18 protein-coding genes are annotated in these 19,005 nt (G+C 72.7%); 6 read left to right on the forward strand and 12 right to left on the reverse strand.

Features of this window, described 5'->3' with window-relative positions:
• Positions 1-3 precede the first annotated feature (3 nt).
• The 5 genes from G7063_RS14130 to G7063_RS14145 all read right to left on the reverse strand — a co-directional run bounded on the left by G7063_RS14130 (position 4) and on the right by G7063_RS14145 (position 5,951).
• Complete coding sequence (locus G7063_RS14130; protein WP_166414959.1) at positions 4-1,383, reverse strand: sugar MFS transporter; 1,380 nt, start codon at positions 1,381-1,383, stop codon at positions 4-6.
• A gap of 268 nt (positions 1,384-1,651) precedes the next feature.
• Entirely contained in the window at positions 1,652-2,569 is a 918-nt protein-coding gene (locus G7063_RS15150) for a glycine betaine ABC transporter substrate-binding protein (RefSeq protein ID WP_206188162.1), read from the reverse strand.
• A gap of 77 nt (positions 2,570-2,646) precedes the next feature.
• Positions 2,647-3,510 (reverse strand): proline/glycine betaine ABC transporter permease, encoded by an 864-nt coding sequence (locus G7063_RS15155; protein ID WP_206188163.1) that lies wholly within the window; start codon positions 3,508-3,510, stop codon positions 2,647-2,649.
• Positions 3,507-4,943, reverse strand: coding sequence for a glycine betaine/L-proline ABC transporter ATP-binding protein (locus tag G7063_RS14140; RefSeq protein WP_166414960.1), 1,437 nt, complete (start codon positions 4,941-4,943; stop codon positions 3,507-3,509). The genes G7063_RS15155 and G7063_RS14140 overlap by 4 nt, the downstream gene beginning before the upstream one ends.
• A gap of 354 nt (positions 4,944-5,297) precedes the next feature.
• Positions 5,298-5,951, reverse strand: a complete 654-nt coding sequence (locus G7063_RS14145) for an HdeD family acid-resistance protein (RefSeq protein ID WP_166414961.1) — start codon at positions 5,949-5,951, stop codon at positions 5,298-5,300.
• 139 nt (positions 5,952-6,090) lie between these two features.
• Here G7063_RS14145 and G7063_RS14150 point away from each other — a divergent pair, with 139 nt between their 5' ends.
• Positions 6,091-6,393 (forward strand): metal-sensitive transcriptional regulator, encoded by a 303-nt coding sequence (locus G7063_RS14150; protein ID WP_166414962.1) that lies wholly within the window; start codon positions 6,091-6,093, stop codon positions 6,391-6,393.
• Between the two features lie 16 nt (positions 6,394-6,409).
• Positions 6,410-8,929, forward strand: a complete 2,520-nt coding sequence (locus tag G7063_RS14155) for a cation-translocating P-type ATPase (RefSeq protein WP_166414963.1) — start codon at positions 6,410-6,412, stop codon at positions 8,927-8,929.
• 77 nt (positions 8,930-9,006) lie between these two features.
• Here G7063_RS14155 and G7063_RS14160 read toward each other — a convergent pair whose 3' ends face one another.
• From G7063_RS14160 to G7063_RS14175, 4 genes are read right to left on the reverse strand one after another with little or no spacing between them, the layout of a single operon-like run.
• Entirely contained in the window at positions 9,007-9,774 is a 768-nt protein-coding gene (locus G7063_RS14160; RefSeq protein ID WP_166414964.1) for an ABC transporter permease, read from the reverse strand.
• A complete protein-coding gene (locus G7063_RS14165) occupies positions 9,771-10,670 on the reverse strand; it encodes an ABC transporter ATP-binding protein (RefSeq protein WP_166414965.1) in 900 nt (299 codons plus the stop codon). The genes G7063_RS14160 and G7063_RS14165 overlap by 4 nt, the downstream gene beginning before the upstream one ends.
• Positions 10,667-10,972 carry a transcriptional regulator gene (locus G7063_RS14170; RefSeq protein ID WP_166414966.1) on the reverse strand — a complete coding sequence of 102 codons (306 nt, stop codon included), beginning with the start codon at positions 10,970-10,972 and terminating at the stop codon, positions 10,667-10,669. Before G7063_RS14170 ends, G7063_RS14165 begins: the two co-directional genes overlap by 4 nt.
• Complete coding sequence (locus G7063_RS14175; RefSeq protein WP_166414967.1) at positions 10,969-11,610, reverse strand: hypothetical protein; 642 nt, start codon at positions 11,608-11,610, stop codon at positions 10,969-10,971. The genes G7063_RS14170 and G7063_RS14175 overlap by 4 nt, the downstream gene beginning before the upstream one ends.
• Before the next feature lie 91 nt (positions 11,611-11,701).
• On the opposite strand from G7063_RS14175, the gene G7063_RS14180 reads away from it, so the two are divergent.
• Both G7063_RS14180 and G7063_RS14185 read left to right on the forward strand, forming a co-directional pair.
• Positions 11,702-12,511, forward strand: a complete 810-nt coding sequence (locus G7063_RS14180) for a CPBP family intramembrane glutamic endopeptidase (protein ID WP_166414968.1) — start codon at positions 11,702-11,704, stop codon at positions 12,509-12,511.
• Positions 12,512-12,625: 114 nt separating this feature from the next.
• Positions 12,626-15,313 (forward strand): lysylphosphatidylglycerol synthase domain-containing protein, encoded by a 2,688-nt coding sequence (locus tag G7063_RS14185; RefSeq protein ID WP_166414969.1) that lies wholly within the window; start codon positions 12,626-12,628, stop codon positions 15,311-15,313.
• A gap of 211 nt (positions 15,314-15,524) precedes the next feature.
• On the opposite strand, the gene rpmF is transcribed toward G7063_RS14185, so the two are convergent.
• Both rpmF and G7063_RS14195 read right to left on the reverse strand, forming a co-directional pair.
• Positions 15,525-15,695, reverse strand: coding sequence for a 50S ribosomal protein L32 (rpmF, locus tag G7063_RS14190; protein ID WP_102509854.1), 171 nt, complete (start codon positions 15,693-15,695; stop codon positions 15,525-15,527).
• A gap of 205 nt (positions 15,696-15,900) precedes the next feature.
• Positions 15,901-16,182 carry an HU family DNA-binding protein gene (locus tag G7063_RS14195; protein ID WP_102509853.1) on the reverse strand — a complete coding sequence of 94 codons (282 nt, stop codon included), beginning with the start codon at positions 16,180-16,182 and terminating at the stop codon, positions 15,901-15,903.
• A 347-nt stretch (positions 16,183-16,529) separates the two neighbouring features.
• Here G7063_RS14195 and G7063_RS14200 point away from each other — a divergent pair, with 347 nt between their 5' ends.
• Entirely contained in the window at positions 16,530-16,925 is a 396-nt protein-coding gene (locus tag G7063_RS14200) for an ATP-binding protein (RefSeq protein WP_166414970.1), read from the forward strand.
• 40 nt (positions 16,926-16,965) lie between these two features.
• Here the strand turns inward: G7063_RS14200 and G7063_RS14205 are convergent, their stop codons facing one another.
• The gene (locus tag G7063_RS14205) at positions 16,966-18,108 is read right to left on the reverse strand and encodes a MalY/PatB family protein (protein ID WP_240916114.1); all 1,143 of its coding nucleotides are present in this window, start codon (positions 18,106-18,108) and stop codon (positions 16,966-16,968) included.
• A 35-nt stretch (positions 18,109-18,143) separates the two neighbouring features.
• On the opposite strand from G7063_RS14205, the gene G7063_RS14210 reads away from it, so the two are divergent.
• Complete coding sequence (locus G7063_RS14210; RefSeq protein WP_166414971.1) at positions 18,144-18,995, forward strand: Cof-type HAD-IIB family hydrolase; 852 nt, start codon at positions 18,144-18,146, stop codon at positions 18,993-18,995.
• The last annotated feature ends 10 nt before the right edge of the window (positions 18,996-19,005 follow it).

The following is a 19,005-nucleotide window of genomic DNA, read 5'->3' on the forward strand; positions in this document are numbered from 1 at the left end:
CGGCTATCGGACCGCAGAGGTCGGGCGGGGGCGGAGCTGGCCTGCGAGGGACATCGACAGGACCGTCGCGATCGTGATGAGGCCCAGCGCGTGCCGCGCCCCGAGCCCGTCGACGAGCGCCCCCAGCACGGGCGGCGCCGTGAGCATCGCGATGGTCGAGAAGGACGACGCGACCGACACCCGGCTCGCCGCGTGCAGCGGGTCGTCGGACGCCGCCGCGATCGTCACCGGGTTGACGAGCGCCGCACCCGCACCCCACAGCACGATGCCGATCCACGCCGTCGCGAGGCTCGGCGCGAGCGCGAACAGCGCGAGCCCCACGAACGCCGACACGCCCGACGACCGCACAACCGCCACTCGACCGAAGCGGTCGACGAGGCCCGTGCCTGCGAACCGCACGATCGTCATCGCCGCGACGAACGTGCCGTAGGCGATCGCGCCGACGGCCTCCCGCGCCGCGAAGCCGTCGGTCACCGCGATCGACAGCCACGTGCCGGCCGACCCCTCGGACAGCGACGACGCGAGCAGGACGAGACCCAGCAGGAGGGTGCGCGGCTCGGTCCACGCGCCGAGCGCCGAACGGAAGCCGCGCGACGCCGGGGAGGCAGGGCGGGTCGACGCGTTCGTGCGACGCGCGGCCTCGGTCGCGTCGGCGGCGTCCGCCGTGACGACGTCGTCGACCGCGGGCGCCCCCGCCACGGCACGCACGGCGTCGGCGGTCGCGGAGGCGTCGTCGGGTACGTCGGCGTCGGGCACAGCCTCGTCGGGCACAGCATCGTCGGGCACAGCATCCGTCGCGGCCGAGGCCGCGCGGAGCGTGACGACGCGCAGGACCGTGGCGACCACGAGGACGACGGAGATCTGAACCTCGACCGCGACGTGACCCCACGAGAAGCCGGCCGCAATGAGCGTGCCGAGCGCCGCGCCGACGGAAAACGTCGCGTGGAAGTGCGGCAGCACGGTGCGGCCGAGGCGACGCTCGACGGCGGCGCCGGCGATGTTGATGGGGATGTTGATGAACGCGCCGCTCACGCCGTTGACGACGAGGCCCACGACGAGGGTGACGACGGACGACGTCGCGAGGCCGAGCGCGACGAGGCCGAAGCCGAGGGCGCTCGTGAGGGTGCCTGCGACGAGGACGCGTCGAGCGCCGAAGCGCGTGACCAGACCGCCCGTGAGGAGGACGGACACGAGCGTTCCGAGGCCGCCGATCGTCAGGAGGCCGCCGAGCTCGAGGGCGTCGAGCCCGAGCGTCGCGCGGACGGACGGGAGGCGTGCGAGCCACTGTGCGCCGACGACGCCGAAGATCCCGAACTGGGCGAGGAGCGCGATGCGCATCGCGCCGACCGACGGGGCGGAGGGCGTTGCGGCGAGGGAGGTCACGTCTCACGATCCTAGGCCGCGCACCGGGCCGATCGGTGGGCCCCACCGCTCGACGGCCGGAACCGTCGATCCGTCAGAGGCGGGCGCCTCTGGCGTTCGAGAGCGGATCCGGACACGTGTGGTGTCCGGATCCGCTCTCGAACCTGGTGGCGTCGGGGCGCAGCGTGGTCGATAGCCGATCCGTACGGCGGAGGCGCACGGATCGGCTGTCGGACCACAGCGGGTCAGGCACGGGCAGCACCGCTGGACGGCAGCAGCGCCAGGGAGGTCAGGGCAGCAGACCCGCCTTCGCGCGGAGATCCTCGACGAACGTCGGGTTCGCCGCGAGCCACGTGCGGACCGACGTGTCCGGGTCCTTGCCCTCGTCCTCGTTGAACATGACGTTCTCGAGCGACGTCAGCTGATCGTCGGACAGCTCGAACGCCTTGACGAGCGCAGCCACGTCAGGCTGCGCCGCGGAGAAGCCGGACCGAGCGACCGTGTGGATCTCCTCCGCATCGCCGAGCAGACCCTTGGGGTCCTCGAGGTCACGGACGGGGAACTCGTCGTAGGCCCAGTGCGGGCGCCACAGCGTCACCGCGACGTTCTCGCCCGCGCCGGTGCGGCTCTTGAGCTCCGCGAGCATCGCGGGCGTCGAGGAGATGACGTGGTCGATCTTCTCGAGCCCGTAGCCCGGGACGACCTCGTCCTGCGTGATGCGGGTGAGGCCCGCCCCCGCCTCGATACCGACGAGGCGCCCGTCGAACGCGTCGGCCGCCCCCGCGAGCTCCTCGAGCGACGTGATCGGCGCGTCCTCGTTCACCGCGATCGTCAGGCGCGCCTCGTCGTACCAGGAGCCGAGCTGCTCGAGGTCGTCGCCGTACTTCGTGAGGTAGTCCGCGTGCGTGATGGGCAGCCACATGTCGAAGTTCAGGTCGAGACCGCCACCCGCAAGACCCGTGTAGACGATGCCGGGGTCCGCGGTCTCGGTCGTCACCCGGTAGCCGTCGTCCTCGAGCATGACCTTGAAGAGGTGCGAGACAGCGATGCCCTCGTCCCAGCCGGAGTGGATGCCGATGCTCACCTCCTTGCCGGGGGCCGCGGAGCCGGCGTCGTCGACCGAGCACGCCGTGAGCGTGAGGCCGAGGCCGAGCGCGGCCGCGACGGCGAGGGTCGTCCGGAGGTTCGTGCGGGACATGCGGGTCATGCGTTCCTCTCGTGGGCGCGTCGCGCCCAGGTCGGGTCGGGGTGCACCCGGGTCGGGTGCGGATGAAGAGTGGCGGCTCAGCCGCGCGCGAGCGCCCTGGCGACGGGAGCGCGATCGGCGAGGGCTGCGGTGATGCGGTCGAGGATCATCGCAAGGATGACGACGGACAGACCGGCCTCGACGCCGAGGGACACGTTGATCCGCTGCAGGGCGGCGACGACGTCGCGGCCGAGGCCGGGGGCGCCGGTAAGGCCTGCGATGACGACCATCGAGAGCGACAGCATGATGACCTGGTTGACGCCGGCCATGATCGTCGGGAGCGCGAGCGGCAGCTGGATCTGACGCAGGATGCGACCCTCGGTCGCGCCGAACGCGTGCCCGGCCTCGACGACCTCGGGGTCGACCTGGCGGATGCCGAGCTCGGTGAAGCGCACGCCGGGGGCGAGCGCGAAGATGATCGTCGCGACGAGCCCAGGGACGACGCCCGTGAGGAAGACGACGACGGTCGGGATGAGGTAGACGAACGCGGGCATCGTCTGCATGAGGTCGAGCACGGGCCGCAGGACCGCGGAGACGCGGTCGGAGCGAGCGGCCCAGATGCCGAGCGGAACGGCGAGGACGATCGCGACGACGCTCGCGAGGAGGACGAGCGCAAGCGTCGCCATCGCGTTGTGCCACTGGTCGACAGCGGCGACGAGGACGAGGCCCGCGGCGGAGCCGAGGCTGAGACGCCAGCCCTTGACCCACCATGCGAGGGCGGCGACGAGAAGGATGACGCCCCACGCAGGCGGGCTCGTCAACGCGAGCTCGAGGACGTCGTAGACGGCGAGGAAGCCGGTCTTGATCGAGTCGAAGACGTCCTTGCCGGACTTCGTGATGACGTCGACGGCGTCGGCGACGACGTCGCCGAGGGGCAGGCGGGGCATGAGGGTGTCGCTCATCGGGCACCTCCGTCGGTCGGGGCGTCGAGCTCGGCGGCGGCTGCGACCTCCGCAGCAGCGATCTCTGCGGCTGCGACCTCAGCGGCCGAGGCCGCGGTCTGTGCGACGGGCAGCACGTCGGGCGCAAGCCCAGGCACGCCGTCGTCGGGCGGCAGCGGTTCGTAGCCGTCGGGCACGCCGTTCGTCGCGACGGTCGTCACCCCGGCGCCGACGACGGTCTCGTGGGAGGCGTCGCCCGCGGTCTCGTCGGGCAGGTCGATCTCCGGGGGCACCATGGCCTCGAGGAGGGTGACGCGCGGGACGACGCCGAGCAGGCGACCGTGGTCGTCGGTGACGGCGACGGGGACGAGAGACTCGGCCGACGGCGCGAAGATCTCGGAGAGAGGGGTGTCCTCGTCGACGGTCGCGACGTCGTTCCGGACGAGACCGTCGAGGCGTGGGATGCCCGCGCGGGCGGCGTCGACGACGTCGGAGTCGCGGACGAAGCCGAGCAGGACGCGGTCGCGGTCGACGACGAACGCCGCCGCGACCTGGGCCTCGCGCATCGCGCGGGCGGCGCGGCGCGGGCCGGCTGCTGCAGGCAGGACGACGCCGGGGCGCAGCATGACGGACGACGCGGTGAGGACGCGCGTGCGGTCGACGTCGGCGACGAACTGAGCGACGTAGTCGTCCGCGGGCGCGGTGAGGATCTCCTCGGCCGTGCCGATCTGCACGATCCGACCCGAGCGCATGACGGCGATGCGGTCGCCGAGGAACATCGCCTCGTTGAGGTCGTGCGTGATGAAGACGATCGTTTTGCCGAGCTTCTGCTGGATCTCGACGAGCTGCTCCTGCATCTCGCGCCGGATGAGCGGGTCGAGCGCGGAGAACGCCTCGTCCATGAGGAGGATGTCGGTGTCCGCGGTGAGCGCGCGAGCGAGGCCGACGCGCTGGCGCATGCCGCCAGAGAGCTCGCCGGGCAGGGAGTCCTCCCAGCCGCCGAGTCCCGTGAGCTCGAGCGCGGCGCGTGCGCGCTCGCGGCGTTCCTCCGTGCCGACGCCCTGGATCTCGAGCGGGTAGGCCGCGTTGTCGAGGACGGTGCGGTGCGGCAGCAACGCGAAGTGCTGGAAGACCATGGAGACGGTGGTGCGGCGCAGGGTGCGCAGGCGCGAGGCGCTCACCGTTGCGAGGTCGTCGTCGCCCAGGAGTACGCGGCCCGACGTGGGGCGCCACAGGCCGTTGAGCATGCGGATGAGGGTGGACTTGCCGGAGCCGGACAGTCCCATGACGACAAAGATCTCGCCCGCCGCCACCTCGAAGGACGCGTCGATGACGGCGGCGGTGCCGTACTGACGCACGTCGTCACGGGTGGCGCCGGCGCGGAGCCGTCGTACTGCTTCCTGGGGTCGTCGTCCGAAGACCTTGTCGACGTTCTCGACGCGGATCGCTGTCATGAGGGTTGGTGCTCGCCACCTTCGTGCGCTCGCTGTCCGGAGCAGGACGGTGGTCCTGCTCTCGTGGACCGGCCCGGAGGGTGCCGTTGCACGCGGGGAGGCGGGGCGGGGTGGCGACCGGACGGTCGAACCTTGCGCGACGGCGGCCGCGGCCCTGCGCCGTCGTCGGCCTGGTCCTCCACCACCTTGCCCCAGCCGAGAGCGTTTCTCGACCTGGCGAACGCTTCATTTGAAGCAACCTTGACCGAGACTTGGCGCGAATAGTCCTCTGACCTGCATCGACGCAGCCCAAGGGATCGTTATGGGAACGTGACATTTACCAAGGTGAGGGGTTTCACAGGGAAATCGGGAAACTCACTCCGCGAGGTGCGCCCCGGCCGTCGCGTGCTCGCCCAGCGGGCCCATCGCCTGGACGCCCTCCTTGGCCCACCTGCGCACAGCGAACGAGAGGCCCACGAGGAACATCCCGAGCACGATCGCCCACACCCCGAAGATCCACAGGAGCGCGACGAGCCCGACCGCCGGCTGCGTGAGCAGGACGACGCCGAAGCCCGCCCAGAGCACGCCACCGATGATCCCCCAGACCCGCGCACCGCCCGGCACGCCCTTGATCGTCGCGGCGAGGACGACCTCGCCGATGCCGTGGACGATCGCCCAGAACGCCGAGGTGTAGACGAGCACGAGAAGCGAGATCCCGGGCATGAGGAGCACGATCACGCCGAACGCGATGTTGATGAGACCGAGGGCGACGTGAAGCCCTGTGCCGCCGAGCTCGCGGTGGCGGAGCGCCTCGACGATCTCGACGACGCCTTCGACGAGGGCGGTCGCGCCGAGGACGATCGCGAGCGTCCAGGCCGTCGTCATGGGCGCGACCATGGCGACGATGCCGAAGATCACGAGGAGGATGCCGCGGGCGAGGGTGAGGTACCAGACCCGCTTGCCGACGTCGGCGAGCGCGTCGCGCACCGGGGTCGTGGCGGCAGGGTCTGCGTGACGCGGTGCGGACATCGTGGCTCCTTGCGCTGGTGAGAACAGGGCGACATGCTGCTCCGATCGTCCTCCCTGTCCGGTTCAAGGGCAAGGGACTCGCCGGTCAGATACCCCCTGGGGGTGTACAGCCGTACCCCATGGGGGTATCGTCGTGGACATGGAGCACACGACCGCCACCGCGACCCACGGCTACGTCCAGGACAAGGACGCCTACCTCAAACGCCTCGCCCGCATCGAGGGCCAGGTCCGCGGCATCGCCCGCATGGTCGAGAACGACACGTACTGCATCGACATCCTCACGCAGGTCGCCGCCGTGACGAAGGCCCTCCACGCCGTGAGCGTCGGCCTCGTCGGCGACCACCTCGGCCACTGCGTCGTCGACGCCGCCAAGCAGTCCGACGAGGCCGGCGCGGCCAAGGTCGCCGAGGCGACCGACGCGATCGCCCGCCTGCTCCGCTGACCCCCGGGAGACACCCATGAGCACCACCACCGGCCTCGGCCTGCCCGAGGCCACCGAGCCCGTCGTCGTCGACCTCGCCGTCGGCGGCATGACCTGCGCTTCCTGCGTCGCCCGCGTCGAGAAGAAGCTCGCGAAGCTCCCCGGCGTCAGCGCGACCGTCAACCTCCCCCTCGAGTCCGCGCACGTGACGATCGAGGCCGTCGACGGCACGAGCGTCGACGCCGCCGCGCTCGTCGCCGCCGTCGAGGCCGCGGGCTACACCGCGTCGGTCACGCGCACGACGGCGCCCGCCGCTCCCGCTCTCGTCGCGACGCTGCCCGACGCGTCCGCGCCCACCGACCCCGCCGGTCCGACGACCACGTCCGACGACGCGCACGACGACCACGACACCTCCGCCCCGCTCCCCGACCGCGGCACCGACCTCCTGCGCCGCCTGCGCGTCTCCGCCGTCCTCGCCCTGCCCGTCGTCGTCCTCTCGATGATCCCCGCCACGCAGTTCGACGGCTGGCAGTGGCTCGTCACCGCGCTCGCCCTGCCCGTCGTCACGTGGGGCGCCTGGCCGTTCCACACCGCCGCGTTCCGCGCCGGCCGCCACGGCGCGTCGACCATGGACACCCTCGTCTCGCTCGGCGTCATCGCCGCGACCACCTGGTCGCTCTGGGCGCTGCTCCTCGGCGGCGCTGGCGAGATCGGCATGCGCATGCAGCCGACGCTCATCCCCCGCGCAGGCAACCACTCCGGCATGCCCGAGCTCTACCTCGAGGTTGCCGTCGTCGTCACCGTCTTCCTCCTCGCCGGCCGCTACACCGAGCACCGCTCGCGCCGACGCGCGGGCGACGCCCTGCGCACGCTCCTCGAGCTCGGCGCGACGACCGCGACCCTGCGCGTCACGGCCGCCGACGGAACCGTCACCGAGCGCGAGGTCCCCGCGGCCCAGCTGCAGGTCGGCGACGAGTTCGTCGTCCGCCCCGGCGGCAAGGTCGCGACCGACGGCGTCGTCGTGAGCGGCACCGCCGCGATCGACACGTCGCTCCTCACAGGCGAGCCCGTGCCCGTCGACGTCACGGCCGGCGACGACGTCACCGGCGCGACGATCAACACCGACGGCCACCTCGTCGTCCGCGCCACGCGTGTCGGCGAGGAGACGACGCTCGCGCAGATCGGCCGGCTCGTCGCCGCCGCCCAGACCGGCAAGGCGCCCGTCCAGCGGCTCGCCGACAGGATCTCGGCCGTGTTCGTGCCCGTCGTCCTCGTCATCGCCCTCGTGACGCTCGTCGCGTGGCTGCTCGTCGGCGGCACCGACGCCGCGAACGTCCAGGCGGCGTTCACCGCGGCCGTCGCCGTCCTCATCATCGCGTGCCCCTGCGCGCTCGGCCTCGCGACCCCGACCGCCCTGCTCGTCGGCACGGGGCGCGCCGCCCAGCTCGGCATCGTCATCAAGGGCCCCGAGACGCTCGAGTCGACGCGACGCATCGACACCGTCGTCCTCGACAAGACCGGAACCGTCACCGCGGGCGCGATGGCCGTCGCGGGCGTCGTCCCGCTCGCGGACGACGTGAGCGCCGACGACGTCCTCGCGTACGCCGCTGCGGTCGAGGGTGGCTCCGAGCACCCCGTCGCCCGCGCGATCGTGCGGGCCTGGACGCCCTCCAGCAGCGACGCGCCCGCGACGACCGGCGCCGACGGCGTCGTCGTCGGGTCGCTCCAGACGCTCGACTTCACGACGACCGCGGGCGGCGGCGTCAGCGGCACCGTGCGCACCGCGCACTCGGGCCCGCACCTCTCGCGCCGCGTCCTCGTCGGCAGGCCCGCGTGGATCGCGGACCAGACGGGGATCGCCGCGACGGCGTCGGGCACGGACGCGTCGGCGAGCCCCGCCGGGCTCGCGGCCGCGCGCGCGGCGGAGGCCGTGCGTGAGGCCGAGGAGTCCGGCGCGACGGCCGTCGTCGTCGCCTGGGACGGTACGGCGCGCGGCGTCATCGTCCTGCGCGACCCGGTGAAGCCCACGTCGGCCGATGCGATCGCCGAGCTGCGCGGCCTCGGGCTGCGGCCCTTCCTCGTCACGGGCGACAACGCGGGTGCTGCCCGCGAGGTCGCGGCCGACGTCGGCATCGACCCGGCCGACGTCGTCGCTGGCGTCCTGCCCGACGGCAAGGTCGACGTCGTCAAGCGGCTGCAGGCCGAGGGGCGGGTCGTCGCTGTCGTCGGCGACGGCGTCAACGACGCCGCAGCGCTCGCGCAGGCCGGCACGCAAGGCCTCGGCATGGCGATGGGCACGGGCACGGACGCGGCGATCCAGGCGTCCGACGTGACGCTCGTGCGCGGCGACCTGCGCGCGGCCGCGGCAGCGGTGCGGATCTCGCGCCGGACGCTCGCGATCATCAAGCAGAACCTGTTCTGGGCGTTCGCGTACAACGTCGCGGCGATCCCGCTCGCGGCGCTCGGCATGCTCAACCCGATGATCGCGGGGGCCGCGATGGCGGCGAGCTCGGTCATCGTCGTGGCGAACAGCCTCCGCCTCCGCACGGCCTCCTGACCCAAGACCGTTCGATAGCCGATCCGTGCATCTGACGTGCACGGATCGGCTATCGAGCCCCTGGGGGACGAGGGCGGTCAGCGGAAGCGGCGGCCCTCGTCGCGCCGGTACGCCCACACCGCGAGCGCCGCGAACACGACCGTCCAGCCGAGCAGCACGAACCACGACGACCCGTGCGCCTGCTCGACGCCGAGTGCGTCGACGAGCAGGTCACGCCCTGCACGCGTCGGCGTCGCGAGCGACACCGTGTCCATCCACGCCGGGAACAGTGACGGCGGCATGAACAGGCCGCCCGCGAACGCGAGCGGGAAGAGGATCACCTGGACGATCGCGATCGCGGCCTTGGCCGTGAGCGCGTAGCCGAGCCCGATGCCGAGGAGGATGAACGGCACCGCGCCGACGAGCAGCATCCCGACGCCCGCGAGCAGCCGCGGCGCGGGCACGCCCGCCGAGGTGAAGAACGCGGCGACGAGCAGCAGCGGCACCATGCCGAACAGGGCCATGACGAGCCCGACGAGGATCCGCCCGACGAACCGCGGCACGGGACCGGCGGGCAGCGCGCGCACGAACGGGTCGAACGGCGACTCGCGGTCCTCGGCGACGCCGAGGCCGTGCGTGAACATGCTTGCGGAGCACACGGAGAAGAAGGCGAGGCCAGCGACGGACATCGTCGCCCACAGCCGGTTCCCCGCGACCTCGGCCTGCGGCACGACGAAGAAGAACAGGGCGAGCGCTGGGAAGACGGCGTTGCCGATGACGGCCGCGGGGATGCGGATCGTCTCGAGCAGCTGGAACTTCGTGTGCACCGCGACGAGGCGGAGCGCTCCGGGGGCCGTGGCGGTCATCGCTGGGTTCCTTCCGTGCGAGTGGTGGGTTCGGCGACGACGTGCGCGAACGCCTCCTCGAGCGTCGCCCCGCGGACCTCGAGGCCGGCGAAGCTCAGGCCGGAGCCGACGAGGGTGCGGACGTACGCGTCGGCGTCGCGCGTGAGGATGGTGCGGCGGTCGCCGTCGCGCTCGGCGCTCACGACGCCGTCGAGCAGGTCGACGTCGTCGGCGGACGTCACGGTGACGCGCTGGACGTCGACGCGGGCCAGGATCCCGGCGAGGGAGTCGTCGCCGACGACGACGCCCCTGTCCACGACGACGACGCGCTCGGCGAGCGCCTGCACCTCCTCGAGGTAGTGGCTCGTGAGGAGCACGGTGCCGCCGGAGCGGTGGTAGCCGCGGACGGCCTCCCACAGCGCGTGGCGCGCGTCGACGTCGAGGCCTGTCGTGGGCTCGTCGAGGAGGATCACGCGGGGGCGACCGACGAGCGCGAGGGCGACGGCGAGGCGTCGCTTCTGGCCGCCGGAGAGCGAGCCGGTCTGGCGGCGGGCGAGGTCGGCGAGGTCGAAGTCCGCGAGGAGCGAGATCGTCGGGACGGGATCGGCGAAGTGCGCGCCGACGAAGTCGACGACCTCGGCGACGCGGAGCGTCGCGGGAAGGCCGGTCTCCTGCGGGGTGAGGCCGAGGCCGGTGCGGGCGGCGGGGTCGCGCGGGTCGCGGCCCTCGAGGAGGACGGTCCCGGCGTCGGGGCGACGGCGTCCGGAGACGAGGGAGAGGAGGGTCGACTTGCCGGCGCCGTTGGGGCCGAGCACGCCGACGAGCTGGCCGGCGGGGACGTCGAGGGAGACGTCGTCGAGCGCGACGACGGGACCGAAGCGTCGGGTGACGCCCGTGACGGTGACTGCGCTGGTCATGGTGTGGCTCCTCGGACGATCTGGCGGAGGGTCTCGGTGTAGACCTCGAAGGCGCGGCGGCCTGCGGGGGTGAGGGCGAGGTAGGTGACGGGCTTGCGGCCCTCGTGCGCCTTGGTGACGGCGACGTAGCCGGGGTCCTCGAGCTTGCGCAGGTGGGTCGAGAGGTTGCCACCGGTCATGTCGAGCAGCTTCTGCAGGCGCGGGAACGTCATCTCGTCGCCGGGGCCGAGCGTCGCGAGGGTCGCGACGACGCGGAGCCGCGCGGGGGCGTGGATGACGGGGTCGAGCTCGCCGGCGCTCACGGCAGGCCCCGACGACGACGCGCGAGGATCACGGAGACGAGTGCAGCGCCGAGCATGCCGCCGCCGCCCGCGAGCGCCATGACGGTGTAGTTCCCGGGGATGCCGGCGAGCGTCGCGGCCCCGGCGACGAGAACGATCCACGCGCCGAGCAGGTACATGGTCATCTCCTGCCAGAGCGCGCCGCCCGCGAGGTAGAGGAGGCCGACGAGGAACGCGGGCAGGGCGTTCCAGGCGAGCGAGAGCACGGGGTCGCTCGCCCCGGCTCGGGTGAGGCCCGCCATGATGAGGTAGACGGCGGCGAAACCGATGGTCCACGTCCAGCCGAACATCGCGCCGGCGCGTGCGGAGGGTCCGCGGACGCCTCCGGCGCGGCGGGCGATGTGGATGCCGGTCGCGACGGCGGCACCCAGGAGGAGCACGCCGAAGATGATGCCTGCGAGCGCTCCGGGCGGTCCGTCGTGGGTGCGGCTGCCCCAGCCGAGGGCGCCGTAGCCGAGCAGCCAGGCGAGGCCCCACACGGTGAAGAGGTAGGTCGGGGACGGTTCGGCGCGGTGGACGACGGTTGCGCGCTGGGCGTCGATGAGGGCGAGCGAGGCGGCCGCGTCGAGCGGTGCGTCGTCCTGGTGGTCGTCGGTCATGACCCCTCCCGAAGTTTGCGATGCAAACTACTTTGCACCGGCGCCGGCGGACACGCAACCCCTTCCCGGCCGCCACTGCTATAACGGGGCGATGAGCACCGTCGCCGAGAACGCCCCGACCCCCGCGGCCGACCGCAGCACGCGCCGACGCCTCGGCGTCGAGATCTGGATCGTCCTCGGGCTCTCCCTCGGACGCTCCGCGGTCTACGCCGTCGCGAACATCCTCGAGCGCCTCACCGCCGACATCCCGCTCGGCGACCAGTCCGCGTCGATCAACACCTCCCTCTCGGTGCGCCCCTGGGTCGACCTCGCCTACCAGCTGCTCAGCATCGGGTTCACGCTCGTCCCCGTCGCCCTCGCGCTCTACCTGCTCTCCGCGCCCGGTCGCTCCGTCCTCAAGCAGATCGGCCTCGACCGCGCCCGACCCCTGCGCGACCTCGGCTGGGGCGTCGCCCTCGCCGCCGCGATCGGCCTGCCCGGCCTCGGCTTCTACGCGCTCGGGCGTGCCGTCGGCATCACCGTCCAGGTGCAGCCCGCCAACCTCGACGCCTACTGGTGGACCATCCCCGTCCTCATCCTCCACGCGCTGAAGAACGCGCTGCTCGAGGAGGTCGTCGTCGTCGCCTACCTCATGACGCGGCTCGAGCAGATGCGCTGGTCCGTCCCCGCGATCATCATCGCGTCGTCCGTCCTGCGCGGCAGCTACCACCTGTACCAGGGCATCGGCCCGTTCTTCGGCAACGTCGTCATGGGCGTCGTCTTCTGCCTCTTCTACCTCTCGCGCTGGGGCAGACGCCGCACCATGCCGCTCGTCGTCGCGCACACGGTCCTCGACATCGTCTCGTTCGTCGGCTGGGCGCTCCTGCCTACGAGCCTCCTCGAGACGCTCGGCGTGCTCTGAGAGCGCGCCCCCGTCCGCCCACAGGACCGACCCGCTACGACCCAGGGATGATCCTGGCGGCCCACATCCGGCAAAGCGCTCGGGTCGACGCCCCCTCACCCCTAGACTCGGGCCATGCCCAGCAGCTCGAGCCACCCCGACGTGCCGCCGCACGCCGGCACGCCCGACGCTGACCCCGGGTTGCCCGGCGCCCCCGGCACGGGCCGCACCCACGAGGTCGGCACGTACGTCCGCGGACCACGCCTCGCCCGCCCGCAGCTCCCCGAGCCAGGCGAGCCCGGGCACGTCCGCCTCGTCGACACCCCGTCGAACCGCGTCCGACGCCCCAAGGACGCCCTCGGCATCGTCCTCTCGCTCCTCGGCATCACGCTCGTCATCCTCCTGACGATCTTCGCCCACGCCACGACCGTCGGCGTGCAGCAGGACGTGCAGGGCTTCTCGCGCCTCCTCGCGCAGATCCTCACGCTGCCCGTCGTCCTCCTCGAAGGCGTCGTCACGCTCGGCGCACCCCTCATGGTGCTCGGCGAGCTGATCTGGCGGCGCAACCTCCGCCAGGTCGTCGAGGCGCTGTCCGCCGCCGGCCTCGGCCTGCTGCTCGCACTCCTCACCTACGTCGCCGTCACGACGCTCGGCGCCGACTCGCTCATCGCCGGGCTGACCATCACCCTCGGCACCCACCCGACGCTCTCGATGCCCGCGTACGTCGCCGCGATCTGCGGCCTCCTCGTCGGCGCCGGCCCGCGTACCCGGCGCCGCTCGGTCGCCTGGTCGTGGAACCTCCTGTGGTTCACGCTCGGCATCTACCTCGTCACGGGTCAGGTCTCGCTCGCGGGCGTCCTCCTCATGCTGCTCGTCGGCCGCGTCGCAGGCCTCACGGTCCGCTATGTCTCCGGTGTGCGCTCCGAGCGCGCGCACGGCACGACGCTCGTCGACGGCGTGCGACGCGCAGGCTTCGAGCCGACGGCGCTCGTGCGCGTCCGCGACCTCTCGGACCGCCCGCACGACGTCGTGCAGGACATCGTGCCCGACGGCACCTCGCCCATGCGTCGTTCGGGGCCCTGGTGGTCCGGGAGCGCCCTCGGCACCCCCGAGCCCTCGCCGTTCGACGAGGCGACGCTCGCCCTCATGCGGTCCTCCGACCATCGCGTGTACTCGATGACGACCGCTGAGCGCGACCGCCTCGACGTCGTCGTCCTCGACGGTGAGCGCCAGGTCGTCGGCATGCTCGCGCGCGCGTGGCGCTCGCTGCGCATGCGCGGCATCGAGGGCCGTTCAGCGATCTCGCTGCGGCAGATCGCCGAGCGCGCCGCGCTCCTGCAGTACTCCGCGCAGGCTGCGGGCGTGCGCACCCCCGAGCTCCTCGGCGTCGCGTCGGCGGACGACTCGATGATCCTCGTCCAGGAGCACGTCGACGGCTCGCTCCCGCTGCGCGACGTCCCCGAGCTCGTGCTCGACGACGCGACGCTCGCCGAGTGCTGGCGCCAGCTCCTGCGCGCGCACGACGCCGGCCTCGCGCACCGCTCCCTCACCGCCGACGTCGTCCTCGTCGGCCACGACCCCGAGGGGCAGCCCGAGGTCTGGCTCACGGGCTGGGAGAACGGCGACATCGCGAGCGCCGAGCTCGCCCGCCGCGTCGACCTCACGCAGATGCTCGCGCTGCTCGCGCTGCGCGTCGGCCCCGAGCGCGCGCTCGCCTCCGTCTCGGGCCTCGTGCCCGACGACGAGATCGAGGCGCTCGGCCCCCTGCTGCAGACGATCGCCCTGCCCGCCGCGACGCGCGAGGAGATCCGCCGCTCGAAGTCCGACGTCCTCGACCGGCTGCGCGACGAGATCGTCGCGCGCCTCCCCGAGGCCAACGTCGAGCCGCTGCGCCTCGTACGTTTCGGCGCGCGCACCGTCATCACGGCCGTGCTCGCTATCGTCGCCGTCTCCGTGCTCGTCACGAAGATCAAGTTCGACCAGATCACCGACGCCGTCTCCCAGGCCAACCCGTGGTGGGCCGTCGCCGCGTTCGCCGTCGGCTGCCTCACGTGGTTCGGTGCGGCGCTCGCCCTCATGGCGTTCTCACCCGCGCGGCTCTCCCTGTGGCGGACGACGCTCACGCAGGTCGCCGCGTCCTACGTGTCGATCGCCGCACCCGCCGGCATCGGACCCGCCGCCCTCAACCTGCGGCTCCTCACCCGCGCGGGCGCGTCGGGCACCCTCGCGGCCGCGTCCGTCGCACTCGTGCAGGTCGCGCAGGTCGTCGTCACCGTCGTCATCCTCGTCATCCTCGCGGCCGCGACCGGTGACGGCGGCCTCCTGCGCCAGCTTCCGTCCACCGCCGTGCTCGTCGCGCTCGGCATCATCGCCGTCGTCGTCGCGAGCGTCTTCCTCGTGCCGACCGTGCGCCGCTGGATCGTCACGAAGCTCGAGCCGCTCGTCACGCAGACGTGGCCACGCCTCTCGACGATCCTCTCCTCCCCGCGCCGCATCATGATCGGCCTCGCGGGCAACGCGCTCATGTCGCTCGGCTACATCTTCGCGTTCGCCGCGTCCCTCAAGGCCTTCGGGCTAGACGTCGCGATCGTCGACTCGGCCGTCATCTACCTGCTCGGCAACACCGCGGGTGCCGCGGTCCCGGTGCCCGGCGGAATCGGAGCGGTCGAGGGCGCGCTGACGCTCGGCCTGCAGCTCACGGCGGGCGTCGCTCCCGCCGTCGGCGCGACAGCGGTCATGCTGTTCCGTGTGCTGACGTTCTGGCTGCGCATCCCCATCGGGGCGGTCGCGATGCGCGCCCTCCAGCGCACGGGCGACCTCTAGGGCACCCCGTCGCCCACAGCCGCCCTCCCCCTCGCTCTCCCCTCCAGAGCGACTCGTAGCGCCCCAGCACCATCGAACGGTGCCCCAGACCTACGAGTCGGTGGGGGCGGTGTGCGGAGACGCTACGAGTCGGATCCGTCCGGGCATGCAGAAGCCCCCTGCCGCTCAGCGGCAGGGGGCTTCCGGGTGCTTCACGTCGTGAGACGAGGGGTCAGCCCTCGACGCTCACGAGACCGCGCTGCGCGCCCTTGACGAGACGACGCGGGATGCGGACGGTCTGACCGTCAACGCGGACCTCGACGAGCTCGGTCGCGGTGGCCTTCCACTGCGAACGGCGGGCACGGGTGTTGGAGCGGGACATCTTCCGCTTCGGAACTGCCATGATCGTCCTTCGGATCGGGGGTAAAACCTGGCTCCGTCAGAGCGAGCCGGGGCCCGGGGAGCGGTCATATTTCGTCTCATGTTACGGCTCGCCCGGAACCACGGTCAAATCACCGGCGCTACCACGGGCGCACGTCACACCCGGGGAACGACACGACCCCGCCCCTGTGACCAGGGACGGGGTCGTGAACGAGTGCGGTGCTGCGTCAGCCCTGGACGGCCTTCTTGAGCAGCGAGCCGGCGGAGAGCTTGACGCCGTAGCCGGCGGGGATCGAGATCTCCTCGCCCGTGCGCGGGTTGCGGCCCGTGCGCGCGGCGCGCTCGACACGCTCGACGGAGAGGAGACCCGTGAGCTTCACGGCCTCGCCCTTGCCGAGGGACTCGATGAGAACCTCCTGGAGAGCGGCGACGGCGCGGTCGGCGTCTGCCTTCGTGAGGTCAGCCTTGGCGGCGATGGCCGAGACGAGGTCGGAACGGTTGAGCGACATGCGTATCCCTTCATCGGGTCACGGCCCGGCGACGAGGCGTCGGGACGTCAGTATTCAGCGGCCTGCCGGGTGGCGGGACCGTGGACAATCGTCGGGAATCCTGCGATGCCCCCCGAGAGGCGCACCAGCATCGTTCCGCGTGCCACCGTACATCCTCCGGGCCCTGTCGGCGCACGCGCGACGCGCCAAGGACCGCAGGATGCCGCCGACCGGGTCACCTCACCCGGCTCTCCGGTTGCGCGCGCACGCGGAGGGGTTGACGCTTGTGAGCGTCCGTGCGCGTCCTCCCGACGCCGTCGAACGCCCAGCGCCACCCCCGGTCATGAGCGGAAGAGGGGCATCGGTCCATGAAGCACGCACTGGCCATCCCGCCAGTCCTCGGTGCGATCGCGCCCGCGCGTCGCTGGGCTGCCGGCCATCTCCGCGCGGCCGGTGTGGAGGGCCACCTGCTCGACGTCCTCGTCCTGCTCGTCAGCGAGGTCGTGACGAACGCGGTCGCGCACGCCTCTCCCCCGGTCCACCTCCGGCTCGAGATCACGGACGGCGTCGCACGCGTCGAGGTGACTGACCGCGCGCGCGAGGTCCCCGTCATCCGGCGGCCGGAGCCCACGCAGGGCGGCGGTCGCGGCGTCGGCCTCGTCGACATGCTCGCGACGCGCTGGGGCGTGGTCGAGTCCGTCGACGACGATGCGCCGAAGACCGTGTGGTTCGAGGTCGCCCTCGAGGAGGTCCGCCCCGCCTGAGCCGTCGTACCGGACGTCCCCGTCGTCCGGGGCCCGGACGCTAGGCGAGCGCCCCCGCGATGCGCTGCACGGCCTCCGTGAGGATCTCCGGGTGCGTCGCGAAGTTCACCCGGACGTGCCCCTCGCCGCCGGGCCCGAAGTCGGTCCCTGCGGACAGGGCGACGCGTCCACGCTCGAGGATCTGTGCGGCCGGGTTGTCGCCCGCGCCGTACGCGGAGAGGTCGACCCACGCGAGGTACGTCGACTCCGGGAGCTGCATGCGTGCGTGCGGCAGGTGCTCGGCGACGAGGTCGGCGAGCAGGTCGCGTGAGCGCGTGAGCGCCGGCAGCAGCTCGTCGAGCCACGGCTCGCCGTCGCGGAACGCTGCGGCCTGCGCGACGAGGCTCACGTGCCCGACGCTGTTGAAGAGCGTCACGGGGAAGGACTCGACGATCTCGCGGGCGTCGGTCCCGGCGACGACGACGGCGGCCTTGAAGCCCGCGAGGTTCCACGTCTTGGCCGCCGAGAGCACGGAGAAGCCGCGCGGGTCGACCCCGACGTACGGCACGAACGTCGCGCCGTCGTGGACGAGCGGGGCGTGCGCCTCGTCGGAGATGACGACGACGCCGTGGCGTGCGGCGGCGGCGGCGAGCGCCTCGAGCTCGCCGCGCGTGTGGACGGCGCCCGTCGGGTTGTGCGGGTTCGACAGGAGGACGGCGGCGCGGCGTCCGTGCGCGACGGCTGCGGCGAACGCCGTCTCGAGCGAGGGGACGTCGAGGCGGCCGTCGGCCGTGAGCGCCACGGGCTCGACGACGCGGCCCTGGAGTCGGGGGTTGCGGAAGAACGGCCCGTAGACGGGCGACGGCACGAGGATCGTGTCCCCGCGGTCCGTCGTCGCCTCGATGACGGCGCTGAGCCCCGCGAGGATGTCCGGCACGACGCGCGCGAGCGAGGTGTCGACCTGCCAGCCCCAGCGGGCGGCGGCGAAGGCGCTGAACGCGGCGACGTACTCGTCGGGTGCGGCGGGGTAGCCGGTGTCGCCCGAGGCGACGAGGTCGCTCACGGCGCGGACGATCGGCTCGGCGAGGGGAACGTCCATCTCGGCGACCCACAGCGGCAGGACGTCGGGGCCGTAGACCCGCCACTTCGCACTCGTCCGCGAGCGCAGCCGGTCCAGGTCGAGGGTGCTGAGGAGATCCGTCACCCCCCGACGCTACCCCGTGCGGGATGATGGATCTCGTGACCTCTGGTATCCGACTCATCGCGTCCGACGTCGACGGCACTCTCCTCACGCCCGACCACCGCATCACGCCTGCCGTGCGTGCGGCGGTGCGGCGCGCGACGGAGGCAGGCGTCACCGTCGTCCTGGCCTCGGCCCGCGGGCCCGAGGCGTTCCGGCACCTCGTCGAGGAGCTGGGGCTGCCGCCGTTCGCGGACGAGCCGTCGGACGACCCCCTCGCGGGCGCGTTCGTGTCGTTCCAGGGGGCCGTCGTCGGGCACCTGCTCGCCGACGGGACGCTCGACGTCCTCCATGAGACGCGGCTCGACCTCGAGGCTGCGCGGACGATCGTGAGGACCGTCGTCGAGGCGGGGCACACCGTCAACTGGTACGACGGCGCGGACTGGCTGCCGTCGCGGTGGGACGACCTCGGGGAGCTCGAGGCGCGGGCGACGGCCGTGGAGCCGACGGGGTTCATCGGGGACGCGCAGCTCGTCGACCCCGGTGCACGGGCGCCGCACAAGATCATGGTGCCGCCGTGCTCGTGGGACCCGGAGCTCGTGCCGCGGATCGCGGCGAACCTGCCCGACGGCTGCGAGGGGTTCCTCTCGGGGGAGCACTATCTGGAGATCGTCGCGTCGGGCGTCGACAAGTCGAGCGGGCTCGCGCAGCTCGCTGCCGACCTGGGTGTCGGGCCGGAGGCCATGGCGGCCGTCGGTGACGGGCCGAACGATCTGGGGATGTTCGCGCACGTCGGGACGGCTGTCGCGATGGCGAACGCGTCGGACGTCGTCAAGGCTGCGGCGACGTGGGTGACGGGGCCGAACTCCGACGACGGCCTCGCGCTGGCGATCGACCGCCTGCTGGGCTGACCTCTCACGA

Source organism: Sanguibacter sp. HDW7, assembly GCF_011300875.1.
Taxonomy (GTDB): domain Bacteria; phylum Actinomycetota; class Actinomycetes; order Actinomycetales; family Cellulomonadaceae; genus Flavimobilis.

Coding starts and splice junctions, on each gene's coding strand:
- G7063_RS15150 (WP_206188162.1), bottom strand. CDS start 2,569: ATGACCCGCATGTCCCGCACGAACCTCCGGACGACCCTCGCCGTCGCG.
- G7063_RS15155 (WP_206188163.1), bottom strand. CDS start 3,510: ATGAGCGACACCCTCATGCCCCGCCTGCCCCTCGGCGACGTCGTCGCC.
- G7063_RS14140 (WP_166414960.1), bottom strand. CDS start 4,943: ATGACAGCGATCCGCGTCGAGAACGTCGACAAGGTCTTCGGACGACGA.
- G7063_RS14145 (WP_166414961.1), bottom strand. CDS start 5,951: ATGTCCGCACCGCGTCACGCAGACCCTGCCGCCACGACCCCGGTGCGC.
- G7063_RS14150 (WP_166414962.1), top strand. CDS start 6,091: ATGGAGCACACGACCGCCACCGCGACCCACGGCTACGTCCAGGACAAG.
- G7063_RS14155 (WP_166414963.1), top strand. CDS start 6,410: ATGAGCACCACCACCGGCCTCGGCCTGCCCGAGGCCACCGAGCCCGTC.
- G7063_RS14160 (WP_166414964.1), bottom strand. CDS start 9,774: ATGACCGCCACGGCCCCCGGAGCGCTCCGCCTCGTCGCGGTGCACACG.
- G7063_RS14165 (WP_166414965.1), bottom strand. CDS start 10,670: ATGACCAGCGCAGTCACCGTCACGGGCGTCACCCGACGCTTCGGTCCC.
- G7063_RS14175 (WP_166414967.1), bottom strand. CDS start 11,610: ATGACCGACGACCACCAGGACGACGCACCGCTCGACGCGGCCGCCTCG.
- G7063_RS14180 (WP_166414968.1), top strand. CDS start 11,702: ATGAGCACCGTCGCCGAGAACGCCCCGACCCCCGCGGCCGACCGCAGC.
- G7063_RS14185 (WP_166414969.1), top strand. CDS start 12,626: ATGCCCAGCAGCTCGAGCCACCCCGACGTGCCGCCGCACGCCGGCACG.
- rpmF (WP_102509854.1), bottom strand. CDS start 15,695: ATGGCAGTTCCGAAGCGGAAGATGTCCCGCTCCAACACCCGTGCCCGC.
- G7063_RS14195 (WP_102509853.1), bottom strand. CDS start 16,182: ATGTCGCTCAACCGTTCCGACCTCGTCTCGGCCATCGCCGCCAAGGCT.
- G7063_RS14200 (WP_166414970.1), top strand. CDS start 16,530: ATGAAGCACGCACTGGCCATCCCGCCAGTCCTCGGTGCGATCGCGCCC.